This window comes from Paenibacillus sp. FSL R5-0928 (assembly GCF_037970385.1).
GTDB classification, from domain to species: Bacteria; Bacillota; Bacilli; order Paenibacillales; family Paenibacillaceae; genus Paenibacillus_AQ; species Paenibacillus_AQ odorifer.
This window is the reverse complement of sequence record NZ_CP150225.1, coordinates 2166696-2187329: the sequence shown is the minus strand read 5'-3', so window position 1 is coordinate 2187329 and position 20634 is coordinate 2166696. Positions and strand designations below refer to the sequence as shown.

Sequence of the window (20634 nt, the reverse complement as noted above, 5' to 3'; positions counted from 1 at the left end):
TTCACCTGCTTATCTATAGTTCTGTAATCATTTTGAGGCGTGAAATGGATCCCTCTGTTAACAGCATCGCTTCAGTATTGTCCAACACCTCGTTCAGCTCATGGTATTCCAATCCCTCGAGTAGTGGAGCATAAGACAAATGATCGTTGGGTCTTCCATCGGACAACAATGCATGTCCACTGTTAATCAGTTCACCGGCAAAATCAGTGACCAATTGCATTTGACTCAGTTCAAACGAATCGCTGCCGACCAGCAGCATTACACCAAGTCCACCGCCAAACCTCGCTATCCGCTCCAAATGATCCAGTGAATCATTCTCCATCAGATCAAAAGCAGACTTAAGATGAGGCATTACAATGACAAGAAGCGGGTACTTAGACAGAATATACTCAGCCTCGTCAAATTCTTCACGATTTTGGACATCTGAAAAAGCTTGCCGGGCATCATTTTTCCTTAGTTGCAGCTGATCCACTAAGGATTGTGTGAGCTGTAAAAACTCTTCAGCTGTACTCATATAGCGGGTAATCGTTGAACTAACTTTCAGGCTTGGTATACTGACAACACCACTGTCAAACAGATGGAATTCCATGTTTATTTCGCCTGCCGATTTATCAAGAACTTGTATTAAGGCGTTAAATCTAAAGTCCACATACTTTTGAGTGGTGTAAGACACTACAAAATTGCTAACCTGCTTTACATTAATCTCTACCGGAAGCGTAGTATCCCAATCCAGCCCAAGCGGTACCAGATAATTCCCTTGCGGTTGTTCCTTAGGCACACGTTCCAAAAGCTCTGCCAGTGAAAGCTTGTCCGGGATCACTGAAATTCCTACAGGATTATTCACACCTGCCACTGCTTTCATCTCCGAACTAATCCGGCGGAGAGAGGCAGCAATCTGATCATCCGAGCTGCCATCCACAGGAAGCGCGGTATGAAATTCCAAAATCCGGTTATCTTTGAGCAGTCCGCGGCCTACGGTATTCGTTGGCTCCATCCCTTCTGTTCTGCCCAGAATACTGGAATAATCCAATCTATCAGACATTTGATATACTAGAGCCTGCTTAATATTCTGGCTGATTCGGTAAGGATAAGAGGTTACAGCATTGGCAGCGAACACGAAGTATATCCCGTAATTACCACCTTCACGCACCAACTTGGAAAGCTCTAAGATAAAGTCATCATATGCTTCTGAGAATCCTGTGTAATTATCGAGCAGAATAACAATGTAAGGAACCTTCTCTCCAGTGGCCGCACTGTAAGAGACCAAATTGCTGATTCCAAGCTGAGAAAACTTACGTTTGCGTTCATCCAGTTGGGACAACAACCAACTGATCAGTTTTCCAAGCTTTTGTTCGTCCTCTGGAAAAACAATATCCCCTACATGTGGAAGCTCGTGGAATACTCCCAAGGTACGTGTACCAAAATCCAATATATAGAAATGAACGTAATCAGGTTCATATTTCAAGGCGAGGGACATGATAATTGTCTTTAACAGCGTTGTCTTACCGCTGCTCGGCGCTCCATAAACCAGTAAATGTCCGTCCTGATTAAAATTAATATCCAGATTGTATTGCTCCTGATCTGACGGATTATCAATTCGTCCAACGGTGGCAATAAGATTCTGATCTGGCTGCTTCCATGATTGCCCATTCCAGATCTGATTCTGATCCATAACATCTGCTAAAATCATGGTCTCTGGAAGTGGAGGCAGCCACAGCTGAAAGGCCTCTCCGATCGATTGTTCAGCAGAAATGGCAGCAATATGATTAACCACAGCCTGCAGCTCACTCAGTTGCGAGGCATCATCACTGTTTTTCCCCTTCGTAATCAGGGCTCTGCGTTCACCACTTAGTGAAACGATATCCATCTTGGGACTTCCATCCTGATCTGCCTCCCCTGCTTGATAAGGTGCTCCGCTCCAGGAGGATTGGAACAAAGTGTATACTTCATTATTACCAACTTGCAAATACCCACGGCCTTTTTCTTTGATCTCTGCTGCCTCCGTGCGTTTTAGCATCTCCTGACTATCCGAAGGTGTCTGGACCTTCAGACATAATTTGAATCTGGAGTTACTCCAGATCTGGTCATCGACTACGCCAGAAGGTTTTTGTGTTGCCAATATTAAGTGAATCCCCAAGCTTCTTCCGACCCGTGCCGCACTGACCAGTTCTTTCATAAATTCCGGTTGATCTGATTTAAGTTCCGCGAACTCATCCACCACTATGATCAAATGCGGCAAGGGAAGGTTAACTTCCTTATTGCGGTAAAGAACGATGTAATTATCAATGCTGGTCACTCCAGCTTCACTGAACAGTCGCTGTCTCCGTAAAAGCTCACTTTTGATGGAGGCAAGAGCCCGATTGATCTGATTACCACCAAGATTGGTGATTGTTCCCACCAGATGCGGAAGCCCAAGAAAAGCATTAGCCATCCCTCCACCCTTATAGTCAATCAGTACAAAAGCAATCTCATGCGGATGATAATTTACCGCCAGACCCAAAAGTAATGACTGAAGCAGCTCACTTTTCCCCGATCCGGTGGTGCCGGCTACTAGACCATGTGGACCATAGCTTTTTTCGTGCATATCAAACAAAAGAAATTTACCACCTGCCCCGAGCCCCAGAGGAATGGACATGGTACGGTTAGCCTGGTTTTTTGACCAGCGCTCCATTACGTTTAGAGACTCTACCTGCTCAACCTCAAAGCTATCCAGAAAAGTAACCATTGGAGGGATATAGCTGTTATTTTGACCTTCTTTAATTCTGAGCGGAGACAAAGAACGGGCAAAAAACTCCGAATTTTTTTTATCCAGGGAATCGGCAGTAAAATAATCAGCTAAATGACTTAACAGCTGATTAGTATCTTTGCGAACCATTCCCTTACCGTCCTTAATTTCCAGAATAGCTTGGCAATTCAGCGGCAGCGCAACATCAATCTTCTCTGATGTAAAAATGCTGGTCACTCCAAGTGAAGCATTGCCCGAGAGCAAATACTTCATCATATCCGTGCTGTCCCACAGTTCAGGAGCAAAAACCAGAAAAACATAATGTGGGGCCTGCATTGGCTGTAGTCCATAACCATTCTTGCTATTTTCTTCTCTTTTTCTAAGCTCTGGAAGTAATTCATCCGCAATATTGGAGGCATCAAAGGATGTTGTAGCCAAACTTCTCTGGCTTCGATTTTTATTCCATGTATGGGGCAGCCATTTTAACCATTCCCAGTGTTCCAGATCATCAGGCTGCATCACGCATATTACCCTTACATCATCGTAGCCTTGGTGTGTTGTTAAATGAACCAGGACAGCATTGAGGAAATCACGAACCTCCTGCTGTTTGCCGTATATTCCGAGTGTATTAATACTCCTTAACGGTATGTAGACTGGAATGTCTCGTACAAAATACATCTCTTCGCATATTTTACTGGCGATTTCTTCAAGTGGGTTGTCGTCATCAATTGCTTTCGCTTTTGAGCTATATGTTGGCACCAGAGCAATCGGCTGGATTCCAGCACCAACCCGGAGATTCAGAAAATCATCTTCAATTCCTGTTTTTTCCCACAGCTGCTTGCTTCTCCCCCGTACGATTTCAACACAAGATTGAATACTTGGATGGATATATGTATAGGCTTCTCGCTGCGTACTCGCGGCACTTTGTAAATCATTACGAACCTGAAATAAGTAGTTGAGATATTTCTTTTCAAGTTTTTTGTTCTGTTCATGATGTTTTTTCACACTGGATTTATAATTTAAAATTGAAACCATGACCGTCAGAAGAGTCATACCCATGGTTGATATCAGCATGGTAAATGACCTGGTCAATGTTGACATAAATATAGAAATGACTAACATCCCGATAGGGGGGACTATAATCGTCAACCATGAGAAGGTTGGTTTTCCCGATGGCCGGGCAGGATCCTCCAAAACCATTTCACCTTCCGGGTAATTCGGTTTAATTCGAGGGGTTCTTTGTACCTGATTGGTTAGCATTTCTTGAGCACTCATCTTTTTCATCACCACTGGATAGGAATTTTGGATTAACAAGAAATAATAGTGTAAATTTTAAATAAATTATAAATTATTTTCCAATTTAGGATATACATACTGCATTATCGGTTTGTATACTTAATAGTTTATATTTTCCATAACATTTTTTGCTAAAATGGTTCAAAGATCCCCAATAAATAACCATTATTTTCATAATAGTAAAATTACTAGTGTATATAGATCCAGTTCTAAGGTCACCTCATCGTACTTTTCTTTTAGTTTAATTTAAGACATTTGGCACATTTACTTTTCCAAGGTTATTCATCACTCCTATCCGCTTCCATTGCTAAATAGAAGATTTCAAAGCTTTACTTTGAAATCAACATTCCATAATAGATCCTATGAATCAGAATTTTTCTATCAAATTGAAGGAAACTTATGCTCTTAGAAGGAATTTAACTTGGGAGAGAACCAGGAAGGTGCTGCTGACTCTAACTATTTCTCAAAACAAATAAGCAACCTCATAAGAGGCTGCTTGGTTTCAATAGTTTGACTACGATTTGTTATGTATGCTCTAATATAAATGAAGGGTGGAGCTGCATGTTATCATTTTTACTAACTTTAAAACGTTTATTCTCGGGCTTATGGAAAGCGCTCAAACGTAAAAATTTCCAAGCATTATTCTTATTAGTTTTGATGACGCTGTTGTCTGGAACCATTTTTTATGTCAAACAGGAAGGTTTGTCTGTCCTGGATGCTATTTATTTCTGTGTTGCAACGCTTAGTACATTAGGTCATCCAACATTTGTTCCCCAGACAGCACTCGGAAAAATATTTACGATCGTTTACATTATTGCAGGCACAGGGTTGTTCTTGGGAATGATGGGGTATATCGCTTATGAACTGATCAAACAAACCGATAAAGATAACAATTAAATAATGGAATCCAGAACTCGTGACATTATTAATAGCCTTGTTAGCCGAAGCTGACATGGCTATTTTTTTCAAATATTCGATTATATCTGTTTCTTTTTCGCAATCACTTTCACCTTCAATCAAAGCAATGTTGATGGATTAACGTGTCTCATCTCCAATGGCTGCAAGAGCTTTACTGCTTTCACCATTACCATTGAAATGACCAAACAAGGCTTGAAAAATGGCTTTATGCATGGCTGGATTGTTGGCCGCTCCATATTTTCTAACATTAAAAGCCGTTCTCTTATAGAAGAGAACGGCTTTTAATGTTTTTTTTCACAAAAATCCTTAGAACACCCGCTTCTGATTCCGATCATCAATAATAATCTGCACCGCTTCCTTAAACCGTAGAGCATGCACTATCTCCCGCTCCCGCAGGAACTTGAGGCTATCCTGCAGGTCCACGTCATCCGTCATGTCAATCAGCCACTGGTATGTAGCCCGGGCTTTTTCCTCAGCCGCAATGTCTTCATAAAGGTCTGCCAAAGGGTCTCCCTTAGCTTGAATATAGGCTGCAGTGAATGGAACACCGCTAGCATCCGTGTAGAACAGGGCATGATCATGCGCTACAAAATGTGGCCCTAATCCCGCTTCCTCTAATTCACATACCGAAGCATCCTTCGTCAGCTTGTAGATCATCGTGGCAATCATCTCAAGGTGAGCGAATTCCTCAGTAGAAATATCGTTCAACACGCCAATAACTTTATCTGGAATCGTGTATCTTTGATTCATATAGCGTAGTGCAGCGGCGAGCTCGCCATCTGCTCCTCCGTATTGCTCACTCAAATAACGCGCCATCCGGACATCACATTTACCCACCCGTACCGGATATTGCAGTTTTTTTTCGTATATCCACATTCGGGAACTTCCCTCCTCTAGAAAAATAGTTCCTTACGGTTATACTCCTCTTACACCTGCCAAGGCCAAGGGGGTTGATTCCATTCCCATGGACATTTAGAATAAGCGCGGCCAAAATTCTGCAGCGGACCATATAACTCCTGAAAATGATTCGCTAGCTTGGTTCGTTCCAGCGTAAGCTGATTAAATTGTTCAATACTTCTCAGATCGTCAGGATGCGTATTTAGATATAAGTTCAACTCCACTAAGGCAAAATCAAGGGTCTGCAACTGTTCAAGCAATTCATAATAACGTTGGTCGCAAGGATTTGCCTCCATAGTCTATTTTCCTCCTCCTTTGCACTTGGATTCATACGGACTAAATAGTGCTGGCCAGAGCGTTCCATACTTCAGAGCCTCCTGCAAACTAAACTGTGGCAAATCGGGTGGCTGAAAGGTGATAAATTGATTGGGTGGAACTACATACGTCTTGAACGGCACCGGTGGGCAAGGATCAAACGGGCCCCTAAAGGGGGTATACCTCCGCAGCTGTGATTCCATCTTTTTTGTACCTCCTTTGTTCCTGTTCCTTCTTTAAAGACTCTGAACATTACTCCCTTAGCTAACTTATGACAGCAGGACACAATATAAAACGTTATTTACAAAAAAAGCCCATTAGCAATTTTTTTGAGCAATGTGCACGACAAATAAGCTGTCTCCGGAAAAGTACCGGAAACAGCTTATAACTTGAGTCTTTTAGTATTCAGCTTAGGGGTTCGCTCTTTTGAACGAATCTTCGTGGGTAATCTCAAGGATATCCAACATAAATACAAAGATAGGAATACCAAGAATAAGTCCCCAGACACCTATATAATGCTCAGAGAACAACAACACGCTAAAGGTGAGGAACATCGGCAAATTCATTTTTGTGGACATCAGCTTAGGATTCAAGAAATAGCCTTCGATAAAATGCAACACCGCAATAATCGCCAGCACATAAGTAACTGTTATAAGACCGCCGATGTTGTAACCAATTATTAAAAGCGGAATGAGCGAAATCAAAAAACCAACCACCGGAATGAGACTGAGCAGAAAAATCAAAATCGCCAGGGCAAATAAATACGGGAAGTTAAGCAGCCACAAGCCAATAACAGTAAGACAGGTATTGAACATGGCAATGAGAATTTGCGCTTCTATTACTTTCCCAAAGGAAACGATGAATTTTCGGCTGAAATACTCCAGATCTATATAAAACCAGGCAATCCTGCTCTCTCTCATCCTAGAAGTGAAACTGACGACCCAGTTCTTCTCCAGAATAAACACAAAGCTTAAAATGGTTGATAGAACGAAAGTTGCACCCCAGTTGCTAACCTGCAGCACATAATCGATGCCTCTTTTGATATAGGACTGATAGTTAAGGTCCCTGAGCATATCATACAAATATAATGTAATCTTGTTCTGCGGAAGATCCTCTGATTTGAGATTGGTGAGGAAGATGGCTAATTGCTTAATCTGCTCCAATACTTTAGGAAGATATTTTACAAGGGCCAGTACAATCAATGCGATTAAAGCAAGGTATAGAATGACAATAATCACCTTACTGTTAACCTTCATGAATTTACCAATTCGTTTACTGAGCACAATCTGAAAGCTGTTCATGACAAAAGCAATCAGAAACGTCAGCAACACCAGATTAAGCATCCCACGAACCATGTACAGCAGCAACCCGATAAGTGCGAGAATAAAAAAGCGTCTGGTAGTCCTATTCGCGTAGAATCGCTTGAATACATTCATTGATCTTGCTCCATTCAATTGCGATTAATAATGTTAAACTTCAATGGCTATAAAAAGGAAAACTTAGCCCCCACAAAAAAGCCGATAGAAACAAAAAGGAGTGACCAGGTTAGCGCTCCTGCAGTCGTTATAAGTATATATTTTTTGAAAGACATAGCACTGATTCCAGAGATATAGCTCGATACATGCCTCAGACCTGGAATAAAATAAGCAATGAAAATCGCCCAGTTTCCGAACCGCAAAAACCATCTTTTCATACTCGCAAAACGCTTGGGTGTAAGGCCAACCCACTTGCCGAATTTTGCTACCACAGGTTGCCCTAGTCTTAAACCAATGGTATAGCTGATAAGCATTCCTGTGATAGATCCCATAAAACAAACCAATACGGAAAGTGAAAAATCCAAAACCATAACGGAGGATAAATAGCCTACAAACAGCATTAACACCTCATCAGGCACAGGAAGTCCGATAATCCCAAGTGCCATAAGGCCAAATATGGCTAAATATCCGTACTGTGAAATAAACTCTATAATCCAAGGCATGGGTGTATCACTTCCTGTTGAAGGATTTTTTAAGGGACGGAAATGGGATACGGCTAATCATCATTACGGACAGCAATGCCATTAATCCGATGACCAGTCCTGGTTTCATACGTTCATCTAGTAAAGAAATCATCGACAGAATGACTCCAGCAGCAGTAATCGGCATCCCCACGAACCCTTTGGAAGGCGCCGACAGATTAAATCTGGCCAAACGAAGTGCGCCACAGATCAAAAAGAAAACTGCAGCTGCAGGTCCAATCCAGTGGGCATCTTCTAACCTATACAACAAGATAAGGAAGGTAGGCGCTAAACCAAATGATATAATATCCGCCAATGAGTCCAATTGTTTACCGAATTCACTAGTACATTGCAATATTCTTGCCAGTAATCCATCCAGTACATCGCATATTGCCGCGAGCAAAATCATTAATAAAGCTAGGCTATATCGTTCTTGAATCGTAAAATATAAGGACAGTGATCCTAGTCCCAAGTTTCCTAGTGTGCACGTTGAAGGCAACCAGTTCAATTTCATACAATCTCACCCCTTTCATAGCAGTATTTCTGTTGATCCGATTTAACCTACAAAGGTCACAGTAAAGCTGACACCGTTCTCCGTATTTTTCACTGTATAAAGACAAGCGTGCATATCTAGTATTCGCTTCGCAATGGAAAGCCCCAGACCCGTACCGCCTGTCATTCGACTGCGGGATGGCTCCAACCGATAGAACCGCTCCCAGATCTGCTCCAGCTGATCTTCAGGGATTGATTCTCCTATATTTTGAATAGTGAATACAATAGTCTGGGCATGACTCTCAATATTGACGGTGATAGAACTTCTTTCTTCCGCATGCCTGATAGCATTGGTCATAAAATTTAGCATAACTTGTTCGATCCAGTTCACATCCGCATAGACCGGTAATTCATTTGCAGGAATAATGATGACTTCCAAATGTTTTTCACTCAGCAAGTGGACCAGCTTGTCCGTCACCTTTTCCGTCAGTTCACTTAACATAAAGGAAGTTTTCCGAAGTTTAATCGTGCCCGACTCCAACCGCGCTAGATCTAGCATATTTTTAACAAGAAACTCCATTTTATCGGCTTCCTCAATAATTACCTTAATGTAGTGATCCTGCTTGCCGGCGCTAACGCCATCTTCCAAGCCTTCAGCAAAACCTTTGATAATACTGAGTGGTGTCTTCAATTCATGGGAGGCGTTGGCAAAAAAGTCCTGCTGCATGATCTCCATTCTTTGTTTCTGCTCCATATCCTCAACTAGCTGCTGATTGGCCTCTCTTAACTCTCGTAAAGCAGAATCCAGACTTAGTGATAAGGTGAACATGCTGTTAGAAAGGCTGCCTAACTCATCCTTCTGCCGAATCGATGTGTCCCCTGTAAAATCCAGAGAAACCATACGTTTGGCTATTTTATTTAATTTAATTAGCGGACGCGTTACCATTTTCGAGAAAAAGAGAGAAAGCACCAGAATCAGGACAAAACCACCCATTCCCAGATATAAAAAGAACCAACGCAACGCATCGTTCGAATCCTTAACTTCCTGTAATGAAGTGACTGTGAATAGTAATTCAATTTCTCCGTTACTTTGCTTCAGGGGCAGAATAACCACAGAATTGCGACTCCCACTCCAGGGAGCAATCCAGTCTTGTTTCTGTATTTTCAAATTTTTGAAGTCTTCTGCCTGCGCCGGTGTCAAAGGAAACCATTCCTCTAGAGCCTCAAACAGTATTCCCTGGCGTGGATTCCATATTTTCAAATCAGGCAGTACAACTTCTGCAACAGTACCAGATGCATGAATCGTCCCAGTCTCTCCCGTCTCCCCTATTGTTCCGCCCCCTTTTTTTGTAATGCTTATGGGGTAGAGTATAACGGGTGAAGCACTGTCTTCGTCCAAAAGTTCGCCTTCCACGCTCAACTGATCATCTACTTTAATGTTTGCTGCTCTCAGTGAATCTCCGTACTGATTCATGAATAGGGATAAAGAAACAACCATACTCTTCCCGTCATCATCGATTAGCTTTATATGAAATGGATCTTCTGAATTCATCTTTCCATCCAGCTTCAAAATAACCATTTGTGTTTTATTCCGCAGCATAAACCGGACAAGCTCCTGAGAGGTTCGAGTGCTTCCCCATGGCTCACTTATATATCTTGCCGCAAAGCTCTTAAGGTGTTTCTCCACGCGGTGCTCTTTTTGCTTCTGATAGAAATTGTCAAACAACAGCAATTGGCTTAGAATCACCATGCCATAGAAGCAAAGGAAAAAGATAACGGTCATCACAAACAGTTTAAAAGTAATTCCCCGTCTTCTCATGCCTCTTCCTCGAACATGTATCCTGTGCCAATTACCGTACGAATAAAACGTGATTCATAACCCAATTTACTTCGCAGCTTTTTAATATGACTGTCCACAACTCTGGAATCTCCTTCAAATTCAATTCCCCAGATCCGACTGAGGATCGTATCCCTTGAAATGACAATCCCTTTATTTCGTATTAAAAGCCATAAAAGATCATATTCCTTAGGGGTAAGCTCCACTTCCGCATCTTCTACCTCCAACCGATGAGCTAAGGTATTAAACATCGCGGAACCAAATTTTATTATGCCAGATTCAGGCTGATGGGTGCCTTCAACCCGCTTCATGAGTGCATTTGCCCGGGCTACCAGCACCTTTGGACTAAATGGTTTTGTAACATAATCATCGGCTCCTAATTCAAATCCATAGATTTTGTCGTCATCTGTAGACTTGGCGGTTAACAAAATGATGGGTACCGCTGATTTCTCACGAACTTCACGGCACACTTCAAAGCCATTCATAGCAGGCATCATGATATCCAGAATCAGCAGATCCGGCAACAGTGAATCAAACCAAACCAATGCATCTCTTCCATTATCCGCTTCAAGTACTTCCCAATCATTCTGTAAGAAATAATCAGATACCAGTTCACGAATACGAATTTCATCCTCAACGAGAAGAAGTTTCTTTTTCAATCTAGACCCCGCTTTCAAACAATTTATAAACATTAGCATAGACGAGCGTTATGTCCTTTATGTGTCCACAAAAAACTCCCCCTGTCGTGAGCCATAAAGCTCTTACAGGAGGAGTTCATTATATCCCTGATCAACCGGAACAATACGTTACAATCTTTAATAGATTATTCTTTATCCTCGTCCAATTTTGATGAGGTTTCTTCATCCTCAACACGGGGTTCCCGGTGGATATTAATTCTAGTGATACGCAATCTTGTCGATTCCTCGACTTCAAAAATAACATCTTCAACTTTGACACGTTTTCCTTTGGTTGGATTACCCTCCAGCTCCTTAAACAACCAGCCGCCGATGGAATCCACCTCATCATCTTCAATCACAACACCCGTAAGATCGTTGACATCCTCAATCAGCATCCGGCCCTCAACAGAGATATACTCCCCGTTATGTTCCACACTTGGACGCTCATCTTCGAACTCGTCATGCAGATCTCCTACGATTTCTTCCAGAATCTCTTCTGCTGTCAGCAAACCTGCTGTGCCGCCATATTCATCGACAACCAACGTTAGCTGCGCCTTATTCTTCTGCATAAAACGAAGAGTATGACTGATCTCCATCGATTCCGGAACGTTAAGGATAGGCCGAACCAGAGTTGTAAGATCATTCTGCTGCTCCGGTGGAGCAAACAACAGGTCGGTAATATGAATAAAACCGATAATACGGTCCTTATCTTCCAGAGCAACCGGATAACGTGAATGTCTCGTTTCGGTAATAATCTTCATATTTTCTTCTAACGAAAGATTGCTGTAAAGCACATCCATATCTGTACGCGGCAGCATGACTTCACGTGCAAGCAGATCTGAGAATTCAAAGATATTATCCATTAGTTTCATTTCATCTTTGTCAATGACGCCACTCTTGGCGCTCTGATTCATCAGAATACGTATTTCCTCTTCCGAGTGTGCTGCTTCACTTTCATTTGCAGGCTCCACACCGACTAACCGAAGTAACGCATTGGCTGAAGCATTCAGCACCCAGATAAAAGGCATGAACACATTATAGAAGAACATCAGGGGTGCAGATAACAACAGTGCCGAACCTTCTGTTCTTTGAATCGCGAGCGATTTAGGAGCAAGCTCCCCAAGTACAATATGTAAAAATGTAATGATCGAAAATCCAATAATCACAGATACAGTAGAAATCAGGGTATGATCGGTGATCCCCATCTGGTACATTAAAGGTTCGACCAACAGCTCAGAAATCGCGGGCTCTCCAACCCAACCTAAGCCCAGCGATGCAAGTGTTATCCCAAACTGAGTGGCGGATAAATAGGAGTCCAGTCTCTTATTTACTTTCAGAGCATATCCAGCCATTTTATTACCTTCACTGACAAGTTGGGTCAGGCGGGACTGCCTGACCTTAACTAATGAAAATTCCGCTGCTACAAAAATACCGTTCAATAATACGAGCACCAGAACCAGCAAAAGATTAAGCAATAATCTCCCTACTTCAAATTCCGTATGCACCACTTAACAACGCCTCATTTCTACAGATTGATCGCTTTTCTAGTTTTGAAGTCAACTTCCGGATAATACATATCCGCCACTAACAGATTAGGTCCGCAGCAGCCTGCTGCATCGCAGTGGCAGTTCACCTTTTGGTTCAGCGGGTGTTTAGTCTGCCAATCGATAAATATATCATCCAGCTTTTGGTTCTCGATGTTGCCAAAGGCTGCGATATCAGCGAAATCTGTAACAAAAACATCGCCCGTAAACATGTTTACGTTCACTCGATTCCGGCCATCCGGATCATTGCGAAGGGTAACATTCTTCTCGGCGCGCATTCTGCTTATCAGCTTCTGGTCTTCTTCCAGGAAGCTGCAAGCAAAAAACGGAAGGGTCCCAAACAGCATCCAAATCTCCGGATCACGGGTATCCAGTAGTTTATGGATTGCCGTCCGCATTTCATTCAAGGACAACACTGGCAACGCCGAAGCAAAGCTGGAGTTGTACATAGGATGTACCTCATGCCGTTTGGCGCCCATGTCGAGAATCAACTTATGAATTTCAGGCAGCTTAGTATGTGTACGGTAATTAATCATAGTTTCCGCAGAAATTAGCATACCATCCTCACTTAGCCGTCGAGAATTCTCAATCATTGCATTATATAACCGATATGCACTTTCCTTTGAAACAGCATGCCCGCTGTTGGCAAAACCAACTTCATGAAAATCGTCTCCGTTCACATAATTAAAAGAAATATGCATAACGTCCAAATACGGAAGCAGCTTTTCATATCGAGCATACGGCATCGTCAGATTAGAATTAATTTGCGATCTAATCCCTCGCTCTTTGGCATACTTTAAGAGCGGCACTATGATATTATCCACCGTTCCGGCCAAAAACATAGGCTCTCCGCCGGTAATACTAATAGTCTCCAGATGCTCTACTTCATCTAAACGGTCCAACATATTTTTAAGCGGCAGCATATCCCCTTCTCTAGAGGTTAAACTATCACCTACCGCACAGTGTTCACACCGCATATTACATAAATTGGTTACTGTAAATTCCACACTCGTTAGCACATGGCGTCCATGCTTGCGTACAGAAGTAATGGGATCCCATGGATCGTAGCTTGGCGACAGCTCCTTCGGTGAAGATGTTAATGGTCTTAAAACATTCATTTGTACTAGCTCCTTTAAATCTTATTCCTATTATTAACCCATAATCATGAAGATTGAACGGTGTCTTATCCTATATCATACCACGTTAGTCAGAAAAACTGCACTTCGGATGTCTTTCGGACTGTCCTCACAAGCTTTCTCACTGTAAAAAATAATAGCAGCGAGACGAAGAATAGGCTTCCGCGAGTTATGCGGACAAGCCTATTCTTCTCTCTTCGCTGCTATTATAAATATTTTGGCGTTCCCACAGAATCGCCTTGATCTGCGACGTCAACGATAACAACGGAGAGGGCTTTTCCTAGATCCCTTTCGAACGGTACGACTTTCTCTCCTTCAGGCCCTGTAAGCACACGTACGATCGGTCTGTGAGGCGTACTTGGATCTATTTTGACAACAACTCCACTTTCACCCGTACTGAGCTTCACCGTAAGACCAAGTGGATAGATAGCCACACGATCTCTAAATAACTCTAGCTGCTTCTGCTCATACAATGTACCGGAACCTACATAAAGCGCCTCAACGGCTTGATGTGGCAGCATAGCCTTTTTGTAGACCCGGTTGGAGGTCATAGCATCGTAGGAATCAGCCACGCCCAACCATTTGGCATATTCATGAATTTGAGGTCCTTTTAATCCCCGCGGATATCCGGATCCGTCAATGCGTTCATGATGCTGAAGCGCACAATGAGCCGCGAGCAGCGGGATATTCGGTTCTTCCTTGAGAATCTGATACCCGATCTCGGTGTGTGCCTGCATATGCCGAAATTCATCTTCACTGAGCTTGCCGGGTTTTTGAATGATTTTTATCGGGACTTGGGTCTTGCCAATATCATGCAGCAGCGCACCCAGACCAATCACTCGAAGCTCCTCTTTGCTGTACCCATGCGCAATGCCAAGCACCAAAGTGTACAAGCAGACGTTCAGGGAATGGACGTACAAGTAGTTATCAGCAGTGTGCATATCAAGCAGCATGATCATCGGATCTTCTTGTAAAGACAAATCATCCAGGATGCTATCCATGATTTTTGAGAATTTTTTATCCAGATGGTAGAATCCCTTACTTATTCCTGAAGCGCCTGTCATTTGCTGAAACTGATTACGAATCACCTTCAGTGCCTGATTGCGCGTCTCATCTTGAAGCATACCTATAATCTCAACATCGTCCGTGACAGAGTCCTCTATGTAAATATAACCGATGTCAATTCTTGCAAGCCTCTTGATCAACGCATCAGTAAGCTCCACCCCATCCGCGAGGAGAGTTAGACCTTCATCATTATATATTTTTTTACCTAATTTCATGCCTGCTTGAAGCTGATTCACGGATACTAAACGCACTTAGCTCACTCCTGCCTTTAACGGTAAAATGCTATTCTGTTTTGAAATCCTTGGGTCACACGCTTTGTCTATACCGTTTATGTAGAGATCAGACAGGTGCACCATGAAGAACATCGGGTGTGTCTAGGTCTTTGCCTATGGGCATTAACGCATAATAAACAACCAGAATATAGCAGCAAGAATAAATCTGTAGATCGCGAAATGCGTCAATCTAATCTTTTGAATCAATTTCATAAACAAAATGACCACTACATAAGCCACTACAAAAGAAATCAGAAATCCAATTACAAAATAGCCAATCGTCTCACTAGTGAAGTTCTTATAAGAATCCAACAGTTCATATCCGGAAGCCGCACACATAATAGGAATGGCTATAAGGAAGGAGAAATCCGCAGAAGCTTTATAACTAACTCCACTTAACATCCCTCCGGAGATCGTAGATCCCGAACGGGAAAATCCTGGCCAAAGCACTGAAATAATCTGATACATCCCGATAGCCAGCGCCTGTCCGTAAGAAAGATCGTCTAGCTCATGCGCTGTAACTCTAATTTTGCGTCTATTTACCCATTCTGCGATAATCATTAGAATCCCTCCGGCGACAAGCGCCCAAAGAACAGTCGTGGCCCCAAAGAGACTTTTTATAAAATCGCGGGCAAAAAATGCCACAGCTAGTGCTGGGGCAATCCCAAGTATTACATGGATTAAGTTCAAACGAGACGCCGGCATCACACCGCCTCTTCCTGAGTTCTTACGCCCAATGCCCAGCAAATTAAGCACACGCTCGCGGTAAACAAGCGCAATCGCCAATATTGCCCCTAGCTGAATAACGATTTCATAAGTCTTCATAATCGAATCCTGCTCATCAAAGCCCAGAAGCTTCGAGGTCAAGATCATGTGTCCTGTAGAAGAAACAGGAATAAATTCAGTGATCCCTTCGACAATTGCTAAAATAATAGCTGTGATCGTGTCCATAATTTCCTCCTATTTTTTTGGGAATCTAGCACTGTCTAAATGGAATCAAAAAGTAAATCTTGTAAGCTGCAGGTTTACTCAGACTTGATCTGCCAGCGAGTGAGCATGCATTCATCAAGACTGTCCGGGCGCTGCAATTCCATCCCAAGCAGGTCGCGTAAAAAATGAGGCAGCAAAAATAAAGGATCCTTCCCATTGGCGATCGTCTCATAGCCTGCACGGAAAGTAAACATGTCCAGCGTACCAACATTATACTCTTTATCATCCTCCAGCGGATTTCCTTCGACAAAAACTGCAATATTGTTATCATACGGTATCTGCTGCGGATCGTACAAGATTTTTATCCCATCTACTGCTAAGCTGCCCAGATAATTCCCGCGAAAGCCATACCCAAAAATCACCTTATTATAAAATTCTTCCGTAAGACTCTGCTCCAAAGCTATGCGAATATCTAGGCCTTTCAGCTTGATTACGCATGTATTAATGGGAGAAGGACATAGGGCGTGCAGCATTCCCGTTGTAACCTCCCCTTCAGGCAAAGGTCCTAGAAGCTGACCTGTGTTAACTATCGACAAACTGGCGCCTGTAAATCTACGTACAGCTTGGGCTAAAAGATTGCCAAAAGGGGATTCTCCCTGCAAATTCAAAGGAAGCTCACGATCTGTGATCGCAACGGTCTGCTGAAGAGCCTCACGACCACGCTCCAAATGAATAGTAGCGGCAGGACCTACAACCTCTTCCTTCAGTTCTGGGTCAATCGGAATACATTCACCTGCCACCAGACTGAATCCAGTTTGTCCCTCTCTCCGCTCAAATTGAAGCCGCCCGAGGTAACGCCCGAATTTCCCCGCTCCACATACAGCTGTTCCGTTAATCATGAGCGGCTCTTCCAGCATATGATGCGTATGTCCACCAAGAATAGCATGCACACCTTCCAGCCGCTCTGCCAGAATTCGATCTGCGGGAAGCCCCAAATGAGAAAGGATGATTAGAATATCCACCTGGGGAGCTAAAAGAAGGCATTGTTCCCGAAGGGTTGTCTCGGGATCCAGGGCATCCCAGCCCAGCAAGGAATAGAACGAACTAAATGCCGCTGTCGCTCCAGTTATTCCTATTCTGATTCCATCCTTCTCCAAGATGGCATGACGCTTCATCCAGTGGGGAGGTTCCCCTGTTGCAGTCTCCACAAAATTACAGCATACCACTGGGCACTGTAACCCGGAGAAAATAGAGGATAACATCTCCTGTGAGAATGTTAACCCCTCATTATTACCGATGGTTACAGTATCATATCCTGTTAAGTTAAGTACATCGATGTTAGCCTGACCCATAGTTCCTTCTGTCTCGACGGCTGCACGATCCATATGATCGCCAATATCCAGCAACAGCACAGGCTCTTCCCCCGCTGCAGCTCTTTGTCTCCCGATTTCTGCTGCCAATGGACTCACCATTTCGAAATGGCTATGTATATCATTGGTATGAAGTATGGTCAGTCTTTGCGGCACATGCCCCATTAGCAACATTCCTCCTACCTGTTGAGCCGCTCTTTAATGAAGCAGCCGATGCATGATCTTATAGAGCCTAGCATAACATTTTCAGGCTCATTATGGTATATTGTAGACATTACAACATATTTCAGAGGTGAATAAGTATGCATATCACAATCCGTCTGTTCGCGGGTTTGGCTGAGATTATCGGCTCATCTTCTCTGACCTTTCATGCGACAGAGAATCCCTTAACCGCTGGGAAGTTAAAAGAACTCCTTTCAACCTCTTATCCGGATGCAGCATCCCTAATTGGAACTTCTTTGGTCGCCATTGACCGGGAATATGCACCTGATGAAGCCCTCATCACCGAGTCTGCCGAAGTTGCATTAATCCCTCCCGTTTCCGGTGGAGAGAATGGTTCTTTATATGAGAGCACTTCTGACGGCCTCTATAGCATAACGGATCTGCCTTTAAATGCTGAGAAGCTTCTGGATGCCGTCCTCGACGCCAATCATGGAGCATCCTTATTATTTGTAGGAACTACACGCGAAATGACCGGAGAACTACGTACAACAGCATTAGACTATGAAGCCTATATTCCTATGGCCTTAAGCAAGCTGAAAGAAATTGGTGACGAGGTGCAGAATCGCTGGAATGCACGCTGCGCGATTTCCCACCGCATTGGGCTTGTAGGCCTGAAGGAAGCAAGCGTTATCATTGCCGTCTCTACCCCTCATCGCGATACCTGTTACGAGGCTAGCCGTCTGGCCATTGAACTGCTGAAACAGACCGTCCCTATCTGGAAAAAAGACATCAATGAATCAGGCCAGCACTGGGTAGGCTCTGAACAAAAGGCTGCCGATTCCCTCCACAATTAATCTTCACTCCTTTTTCATTGAAAAATCTGCACTTTGTTGATATTCTGGATAAAATCGGATAAAAGGTGGCATAGGCATTGAGAGTACACGTCTCGGATCTAAAACCTGGTAATCACCTCAACTCAGACGCTTATAGTTCAAGAGGTCTGCATGTATTACCAAAGGGATCGCTGCTCCAGATAGATGATATCGCCAAGCTGATGCAGCATGGAGTTGATTATGTTGATATCCAGACGTTAGTGGAAGAACCTGCCCCATTAAGCAGACCTTCAATTATTCAGACGGTGACCACTAGTTTTGATACCATGATTGACGGCTTTGAGAATCTTTATATGGAAGCACTATTAAAAGGAAGCTTTAACCAATCCGTGGTTAACGACATTCTTCAGCCTTCGCTTCAATCGTTGGACAAGCAAAAGGATGTAGTCTCCCTGCTGCTTCTGCTCGATCGCGAAGATAATTATACCTACAATCACTCTTTGCAGGTAGGTATGCTCTCTTATTATATTGCAATCTGGCTTGGGTATTCCAAACAAGAATGCTATGAGATTGGACGAGCTGGATATTTAATTGATATTGGAAAATGTAGAATCTCACCTGCACTATTAAATAAGCCTGGGAAATTAACCGCGGAAGAATTCGAAGAAGTTAAACTACATACTAAGTACGGCTACGAAATTATCCGCAATTCTATGGATGACTCACATACAGCCTTGGCAGCCTTGCAGCATCATGAACGTGAGGACGGCTCTGGCTATCCTAATAAGCTAACCAAATCCGATATTCATCCTTATGCGCAAATTGCTGCTGTAGCTGACATCTATAGTGCGATGACTTCTAAACGCGTCTATCAGTCCAAGCAAGAGCTTATTTCTGTCCTACGTGAACTAAATGACCTCAGCTTTGGTAAGCTGAACGGCAGAACGGTTCAAGCCTTTATACAGCATTTAATGCCTAACTTTATCGGCAAGCGAGTATTACTGAACACGGGGGACACAGGTGTGATTATCATGAACAATCCAGTTGATATTTTCCGTCCGCTGGTAAAGATCGATGGATTATTTGTCGATCTAGCCCGCGAACGTAACGTTACGATTGTGGAAATCTACATGGACTAGGGCGTTTCTTGAGGTCCTGCGTTGCTTAGCAAAAGGTTCAGAGCTGCTGTTTGTACACTAAATCCCCCGGTTTGACTACGGGGGATTTTTTAGTTGTACTTTGTGCAACAAAATTCATGTCTACCAGGCTGACTTCTGATTTAGTTGTACTTTGTGCAACTAGAATCCACATCTAACGGGCTGAATTGTGATTTAGTTGTACTTTTGCAACTAAATCCACGTCTAGAGAGCCGATTTCTGATTTAGTTGTACTTTGTGCAACTAAATCCACGTCTAGAGAGCCGATTTCTGATTTAGTTGTACTTTGTGCAACAGTATCCACGTCTAGCGAGCTGAATTGTGATTTAGTTGTACTTTTGCAACTAAATCCACGTCTAGCGAGCTGAATTGTGATTTAGTTGTACTTTGTGCAACTAAATCCACGTCTAGCGAGCCGATTTCTGATTTAGTTGTACTTTGTGCAACTAGAATTAAGGAAAATGCCCTTAATAAGCACATTTCTCGAAAATAGCTGCACAAAGTGCAATTAACAGTATTTTTATAACGAGAATGGCGGTTACTATTGTACAAACTGCAACTAAACGATTCGTTTCCTGATTACTCCTAAACTTCCCTCGATTTTCACCTCTACTTGTTTCCTTCTGACTTCGAAGATAGTTCCTCCTACCCTCAACATAGTAAGGCCCCTCAATTTAATTATCTGACGTAACGTTTAAATTTCTCTTCTCATGGCGAGACTAATATGTGGTTTTAAATTGCTGTAGGAGGAAAAAAGCATGCTTCCTGTCCATGAACGCCTTGCCGAGTTGTTCACCCTGAGCCGTAGACGGCAGCTTACTGCTGCTGAGGAAACGGAACAACAGCAGTGCCTGCAAATAAACGCTACCTACTGCTATGAGATGGCCCGATTGCAAAATGAAATCCAATTAGCGGAACAGACAGCTGATCTACAATGGCATCAAGATATTTGTGCCCAAATGTTTGAGCTGCGTGTGACGGGCAGGGTATCCAAACGTCCTAAGTAACTGAA

At 43.0% G+C, this 20634-nt stretch carries 18 protein-coding genes; 4 read left to right on the top strand and 14 right to left on the bottom strand.

Annotated elements, in window-relative coordinates; genetic code table 11:
- Positions 1-13: 13 nt before the first annotated feature.
- The gene (gene essC / locus MKZ16_RS09485) at positions 14-4000 is read right to left on the bottom strand and encodes a type VII secretion protein EssC (protein ID WP_076104571.1); all 3987 of its coding nucleotides are present in this window, start codon (positions 3998-4000) and stop codon (positions 14-16) included.
- A 582-nt stretch (positions 4001-4582) separates the two neighbouring features.
- Between essC and MKZ16_RS09480 the strand changes: the two genes are divergently transcribed.
- A complete protein-coding gene (locus tag MKZ16_RS09480) occupies positions 4583-4918 on the top strand; it encodes a potassium channel family protein (RefSeq protein WP_076104570.1) in 336 nt (111 codons plus the stop codon).
- Between the two features lie 327 nt (positions 4919-5245).
- Here the strand turns inward: MKZ16_RS09480 and MKZ16_RS09475 are convergent, their stop codons facing one another.
- The 13 genes from MKZ16_RS09475 to MKZ16_RS09415 form a co-directional block, all read right to left on the bottom strand.
- Entirely contained in the window at positions 5246-5815 is a 570-nt protein-coding gene (locus MKZ16_RS09475) for a manganese catalase family protein (protein ID WP_036684067.1), read from the bottom strand.
- A 50-nt stretch (positions 5816-5865) separates the two neighbouring features.
- Positions 5866-6132, bottom strand: coding sequence for a spore coat protein CotJB (locus tag MKZ16_RS09470; RefSeq protein WP_036684069.1), 267 nt, complete (start codon positions 6130-6132; stop codon positions 5866-5868).
- A 3-nt stretch (positions 6133-6135) separates the two neighbouring features.
- Positions 6136-6354 (bottom strand): spore coat associated protein CotJA, encoded by a 219-nt coding sequence (locus MKZ16_RS09465; RefSeq protein WP_036684070.1) that lies wholly within the window; start codon positions 6352-6354, stop codon positions 6136-6138.
- 207 nt (positions 6355-6561) lie between these two features.
- Positions 6562-7587, bottom strand: a complete 1026-nt coding sequence (locus MKZ16_RS09460) for an AI-2E family transporter (protein ID WP_076104569.1) — start codon at positions 7585-7587, stop codon at positions 6562-6564.
- A gap of 47 nt (positions 7588-7634) precedes the next feature.
- Complete coding sequence (locus tag MKZ16_RS09455; RefSeq protein ID WP_076100017.1) at positions 7635-8129, bottom strand: DedA family protein; 495 nt, start codon at positions 8127-8129, stop codon at positions 7635-7637.
- Between the two features lie 7 nt (positions 8130-8136).
- Complete coding sequence (gene pssA, locus MKZ16_RS09450) at positions 8137-8661, bottom strand: CDP-diacylglycerol--serine O-phosphatidyltransferase (protein ID WP_036684073.1); 525 nt, start codon at positions 8659-8661, stop codon at positions 8137-8139.
- A 42-nt stretch (positions 8662-8703) separates the two neighbouring features.
- Positions 8704-10458 (bottom strand): HAMP domain-containing sensor histidine kinase, encoded by a 1755-nt coding sequence (locus MKZ16_RS09445; protein WP_076104568.1) that lies wholly within the window; start codon positions 10456-10458, stop codon positions 8704-8706.
- On the bottom strand, positions 10455-11135 hold the full coding sequence (locus MKZ16_RS09440; RefSeq protein ID WP_076100020.1) for a response regulator transcription factor: 681 nt from the start codon (positions 11133-11135) through the stop codon (positions 10455-10457). Before MKZ16_RS09440 ends, MKZ16_RS09445 begins: the two co-directional genes overlap by 4 nt.
- 164 nt (positions 11136-11299) lie before the next feature.
- Positions 11300-12658 (bottom strand): hemolysin family protein, encoded by a 1359-nt coding sequence (locus tag MKZ16_RS09435; protein WP_036684171.1) that lies wholly within the window; start codon positions 12656-12658, stop codon positions 11300-11302.
- 20 nt (positions 12659-12678) lie between these two features.
- Complete coding sequence (yfkAB, locus tag MKZ16_RS09430) at positions 12679-13815, bottom strand: radical SAM/CxCxxxxC motif protein YfkAB (protein ID WP_076104567.1); 1137 nt, start codon at positions 13813-13815, stop codon at positions 12679-12681.
- 224 nt (positions 13816-14039) lie between these two features.
- Positions 14040-15149 carry an HD-GYP domain-containing protein gene (locus MKZ16_RS09425; protein WP_076100022.1) on the bottom strand — a complete coding sequence of 370 codons (1110 nt, stop codon included), beginning with the start codon at positions 15147-15149 and terminating at the stop codon, positions 14040-14042.
- Between the two features lie 144 nt (positions 15150-15293).
- The gene (locus tag MKZ16_RS09420; RefSeq protein WP_036684081.1) at positions 15294-16121 is read right to left on the bottom strand and encodes an undecaprenyl-diphosphate phosphatase; all 828 of its coding nucleotides are present in this window, start codon (positions 16119-16121) and stop codon (positions 15294-15296) included.
- A gap of 74 nt (positions 16122-16195) precedes the next feature.
- Complete coding sequence (locus MKZ16_RS09415; RefSeq protein ID WP_076104566.1) at positions 16196-17635, bottom strand: bifunctional UDP-sugar hydrolase/5'-nucleotidase; 1440 nt, start codon at positions 17633-17635, stop codon at positions 16196-16198.
- Between the two features lie 137 nt (positions 17636-17772).
- On the opposite strand from MKZ16_RS09415, the gene MKZ16_RS09410 reads away from it, so the two are divergent.
- The 3 genes from MKZ16_RS09410 (at position 17773) to MKZ16_RS09400 (ending at position 20629) form a co-directional block, all read left to right on the top strand.
- Positions 17773-18486, top strand: a complete 714-nt coding sequence (locus tag MKZ16_RS09410; RefSeq protein WP_036684088.1) for a molybdenum cofactor biosynthesis protein MoaE — start codon at positions 17773-17775, stop codon at positions 18484-18486.
- A gap of 77 nt (positions 18487-18563) precedes the next feature.
- Positions 18564-19604 (top strand): HD-GYP domain-containing protein, encoded by a 1041-nt coding sequence (locus MKZ16_RS09405; protein ID WP_036684091.1) that lies wholly within the window; start codon positions 18564-18566, stop codon positions 19602-19604.
- A gap of 776 nt (positions 19605-20380) precedes the next feature.
- Positions 20381-20629: a hypothetical protein gene (locus tag MKZ16_RS09400; RefSeq protein WP_052096900.1), complete on the top strand. Its 249-nt coding sequence runs from the start codon at positions 20381-20383 to the stop codon at positions 20627-20629.
- The last annotated feature ends 5 nt before the right edge of the window (positions 20630-20634 follow it).